Annotated in this window: 3 protein-coding genes; 2 read left to right on the forward strand and 1 reads right to left on the reverse strand. The window is 49.4% G+C overall.

The window, feature by feature from the left end:
- Positions 1–108: 108 nt before the first annotated feature.
- Positions 109–972, reverse strand: a complete 864-nt coding sequence (locus tag L691_RS0101090; RefSeq protein ID WP_025688230.1) for a YheC/YheD family protein — start codon at positions 970–972, stop codon at positions 109–111.
- A 283-nt stretch (positions 973–1255) separates the two neighbouring features.
- On the opposite strand from L691_RS0101090, the gene gyrA reads away from it, so the two are divergent.
- Positions 1256–3814 carry a DNA gyrase subunit A gene (gene gyrA, locus L691_RS0101095; protein ID WP_025688232.1) on the forward strand — a complete coding sequence of 853 codons (2559 nt, stop codon included), beginning with the start codon at positions 1256–1258 and terminating at the stop codon, positions 3812–3814.
- Between the two features lie 173 nt (positions 3815–3987).
- Positions 3988–5085, forward strand: a complete 1098-nt coding sequence (locus L691_RS0101100; protein WP_025688233.1) for an HD-GYP domain-containing protein — start codon at positions 3988–3990, stop codon at positions 5083–5085.
- Positions 5086–5175 lie beyond the last annotated feature (90 nt).

The following is a 5175-nucleotide window of genomic DNA, read 5'->3' on the forward strand; positions in this document are numbered from 1 at the left end:
TACCTAAAAGCGATACTCGTATCGCTACTTCGGAAGCTTAAGCTGCTAACAGGACGGCGCAGCCGTTTCTTCTTGAGTATGGTGGACGATTACGAAAAGATCTATTGATTAATGGCTGCGTGCAAGCGGCTTGCGGCGTGAGGATGAGCTCGGGCTGCCAAAGCCGGCACGGCCGTAGGCGGCGGCATACCGGCGGATTTTTCGGTAAATGGATTTGTCTTCGAACATTTTAAATACTACGAGAGAAGGAAGTGTATTAACCTCAAGAATCCATAGATCGTGATGATCATCCATGGCGACATCCAGCCCAATTTCCTTCATACCCGGAAAAGCCGTTTCCAGCTGATGTCCAGTATCTACACCAAGATTTTTCAGATGGGTGATCATTGTTAAGCGCTCGTTCTGCTTCATATGCTCCGCCAGCAGTGCTTCGACAGATAATACTCGGCCTCCGTTATGATAATTGGTCACAATTTTTTGCGGAGCCGCCACCCTGCCTATTAGTCCGGTCGTTTCCCAGCGACCTTCAGGGCTTTTTTGGACAAGCACACGCAGATCGAACGGATGTTTCTTGTAGCACAGCAGGCTGATACCTCTTTGAATCAAATAGAAACGTCTCTGTGTTCTTTCGGCTATCGCTTGATGCATTTCCTCGATGGAATGATACGCCAGTGCTTTTGTGTCATAACGAAGAATATACAGAATACTGGAATGGGAGCTTTCCCCTTCGTTTTCTCCGGACTTTTCCGTGCCGCTGGGGGTCAAGTTCAAGCTCCGCCGCTCAGCTCGCATAACCCCGCTTCCATAGGTCCCGCGGTCGGGTTTGATATAGACGGTTTCATACAGGTCAAGCATCTCGCTGAGCGCCGCAGGATCATATTTACGGGTATCGGGAATATAAGGCGCCAAGGAGTGATTAAGCAGAATGACTTCGGTCTTGGCCCATTTGCTGGGAACCCGTTGAATTCTCATGTTATTCCTCCTTTACACTGCTGAAATAAAAGGACAAGTGTTCTAAACAATGGTATAATCAAAGGATATGGAGTAATATCTTTGGCGGAATTTTGAAGCGGTAGGCAGTGTTACTCCATATAGTCTATGAGCCGTCATCATATGCGGACAGGGCTAATACCCGGGTACCAGGAAAGAAATCTCGTATATGAATGGCTAAGCTGGTACGTTTAATTGTGCAGTTTTTGTGAAAGGAATATAATATAGGGTAGCGGTTTTTTAACTGAAGGAGGTCCAGCAACTCATGGCTGAACAAAATAACCCGCAAATCAGGGACCGGGACATTGGTGTGGAAATGCGCGATTCTTTCATGGATTACGCAATGAGCATCATTGTAAGCCGGGCTTTGCCGGACGTAAGGGACGGACTTAAGCCAGTGCACCGGCGCATTTTGTTTGCGATGTCGGAGCTTGGAATGTCACCGGATAAGCCGTATAAGAAATCGGCGAGAATCGTCGGTGAAGTGATCGGCAAATACCATCCGCACGGCGACTCGGCTGTTTATGAGACGATGGTCCGGATGGCCCAAGATTTCTCCATGCGCTACATGCTGGTCGACGGGCATGGCAACTTCGGCTCGATTGACGGCGATATGGCCGCGGCGATGCGGTATACCGAAGCTAGACTTTCCAAGATTGCCATGGAAATGCTGCGCGATCTGAACAAAGAAACGGTCGATTTTATACCTAACTATGACGGCGAAGAGCATGAACCGGCCGTTCTGCCTTCACGTTTTCCCAATTTGCTGGTTAATGGGGTATCCGGTATTGCCGTAGGGATGGCTACCAATATTCCGCCGCATAATTTGGGCGAGGTCATCGACGGTGTACAGGCTATGATCCGTAATCCCGAAATTACGCCAATGGAGCTCATGGAATATATCAAGGGGCCGGATTTTCCTACGGCCGGTTATATTTTGGGCCGCGAAGGCATTCGGCAGGCGTATCGTACGGGCCGCGGCTCGGTCACGATGCGCGCAAAGGCTTTGATTGAGGAAGAAAATAACGGCAAGGCGCGCATCGTTGTTAACGAGTTGCCTTATCAAGTTAATAAAGCGCGGTTGGTGGAGAAAATTGCCGAGCTGGTGCGTGAGAAACGAATTGAGGGCATCACCGATCTGCGGGATGAGTCGGACCGCAACGGAATGCGTATCGTTATCGAGGTAAGACGGGATGTTAACGCGAATGTAGTGCTTAATAATCTGTACAAGCACACTTCCATGCAGTCTTCATTCGGCATCAATATGCTGGCCATTGTCGGCAATGAGCCGAAGGTGCTGAATCTGCGCGACGTGCTGTACCACTATTTGCAGCATCAGATCGAGGTTATCCGCCGCCGGACGGAATTTGAACTGAAGAAGGCGGAAGCCCGGGCGCATATTCTGGAAGGATTGCGCATCGCGCTGGATAACCTGGATGAAGTCATCGCGCTAATCCGCGCTTCGCGTACGGTTGATATTGCGCGTGAAGGCTTGATTGAGACGTTTAGTCTCAGTGTGGAGCAGGCTCAGGCGATTCTGGACATGCGGATGCAGCGTCTGACCGGTCTGGAGCGCGACAAGATCGAGAACGAGTACAACGAGCTGCTGGCCAAAATAGCCGAGTACAAGGCCATCCTGGCTGACGAATCGCTCGTGCTTGACATTATCAGCAATGAATTGCAGGAGCTGCGGGACCGGTACGCCGACGAGCGGCGGACGGAGATTACCATCGGAGAAGAAAGCATTCTGGATGAGGATCTTATCCCGCGCGAAGAGGTTGTCATTACAGTATCACATACCGGCTATATTAAGCGGCTTCCGGTAAGCACTTACCGCAGTCAAAAACGCGGCGGCCGCGGCGTCGTAGGCATGGACACGAAGGATGAAGATTTTGTCGAGCATCTCTTCGTCAGCAACTCCCATAACTATCTGATGTTCTTTACTGATAAAGGTAAGGTGTACCGCATCAAGGCCTACGAGATTCCGGAGCTTGGACGGACGGCACGCGGGACACCAATTATTAATCTCCTCCAGATCGAGCAGGGAGAGAAGATCAGTGCCGTTATCCAGATCGAGGAAACGGACAGCGATAAATATCTGTTCTTTGCCACCCGTGAAGGAATTGTGAAGAAGACGCCGCTTGAGGATTACAACAATATCCGTAAAGGCGGACTCATCGCAATCAATCTGCGGGAAGAAGATGAGCTGATCGATGTGAAGCTTACCGACGGCAAGCAGAAGCTTATTTTGGGCACGGCGGACGGAATGTCTATCACCTTCTCCGAGGAGGATGTCCGTTCCATGGGCCGGAGCGCAACAGGAGTCAAAGGCATTACCCTGGACGAAGAGGATCATGTTATCGGTATGGATTGCATTGACCAAGATCTGGATGTACTGATCGTCACGACCAAAGGTTACGGCAAACGTACGCCTGTCGGCGATTACCGTCTGCAAACCCGCGGAGGCAAGGGGATCAAGACCATCAATCTTACGGAAAAGAACGGCCCTGTGGTCAGCCTCAAGGTCGTTAAGCAGGAAGAAGACCTGATGATCATTACGACGGGCGGAACCTTGATCCGTATGAGCATGGGCGGCATTTCGACTATGGGCCGTTATGCGCAGGGTGTGAAGCTGATCAATATCCGCGATGAGGATGCCGTATCCACCGTCTGCCGCACCGACAAGAGCGAAGACGGGGATGAGAATATGCAGTCCGATGAGACTGCGGAAGTCAATCAGGAGCCGAACGAGGCCCTGGATGCCAATGAGACTGCTAACTCTGCCGAGTCCGATTTAGAGGATGATGGAGAGGCTTTGGAATAGTGTAAAGTAACGAGAGAGTGCCACTAGACTAATTTCTGGTGGACGCTCTCTTTTTTTGTTCAAAAAAATAAAAGTCTTATTCCTTTCATACTAGTCGCTTCTCCTTATCCATAATATAATTAGGTCATAAGTACCTATTTGTCATGAATGGGTAGAGTAAAGGAGTTGAGCGTATGCCAAGCATATCGGTGGCGGAAATAAGCCCGGGTTCAAAAGTGAGTAAGGACGTCATTACGCCTTTGGGAGGCGTGTTATTTGCCAAAGGAAAAATACTGCTGCCGCGCGATATGGAGGTTCTGGAGGCTTTTCTGATTCAGCAGGTCGATATTGAAGGCTCCGAGGAGGATGTCCAAGCCTTGGAATCGTCCAATGCTCCTTCTAGGGGTGCGGTTAAAGCCGGAGTGGTCATTACAGCTTCTGCGCTGGCCAAGAGTGGCTCTCAGCTGCATGAGGAATACGATCATATGCTGGCGCTCATCAAAAAATGTTACAGCTCAGCCGACGCAGCGGTTCTGCCGATCTATGAACTTCGCAGCAGGCTGGAGGCCATGATCGCCCATATCAAGGATTATCATGTTCTCAATTTTTCCCCGCGTACGCTTAACGAACAGGATTACATTTATCATAACGCCGTACTTTCTGCGCTCACATCATATAAGATTGCCCAGTGGTGCGACTGTCCCCAGAAAGAGTGGCTGCAAGTGGCTTTTGCCGGTTTGCTGCATGATATCGGAAATGCAAAGGTTGACAGTTCAATTATGCAGAAGCCTGAGCCGCTTACGATGACCGAAAGAAATGAAGTGCGAAAGCATACGACATATGGATATCAGATTTTGCGAAAAGTAACGGCCATTAACGAAGGGGTCCGGCTTGCGGCTTTGCAGCATCATGAAAAAATTGACGGTTCGGGCTATCCGCTTCGGCTGCGGGGGAGTCAAATTCATTTATACGCGAAAATTGTCGCTGTGGCGGATATTTTCCATGCAATGACGCTGGAGCGGACATACAAGAAGGCACAGTCGCCATATCTCGTTCTGGAGGAAATTCAAAAAGAAGGGTTCGGCCAACTGGAACCATCCATTGTACAAACCTTCATAAATAAGACGACGGAGCTGCATAATGGAACAAAGATACGTCTAAACGATGGCCGGCCTGGTGAAATCATCTTCTCTGATCGAAGCAACCCTACACGCCCATTGGTAAGCGTAGAGGGTAAAATCATCAATTTGGCACACTCGCTTCATCTCTATATCCAGGAGATCTTGGAGTAAGGCGGAAATTCAATAAGTAATAAAAAAAGTGTTGCATAAAATATTCAAACATGATATATTCTAATTCCGGCCAAGAAATACGAGTTCTGG

Source organism: Paenibacillus zanthoxyli JH29 (assembly GCF_000520715.1).
Classification (GTDB): Bacteria; Bacillota; Bacilli; order Paenibacillales; family Paenibacillaceae; genus Paenibacillus_AQ; species Paenibacillus_AQ zanthoxyli.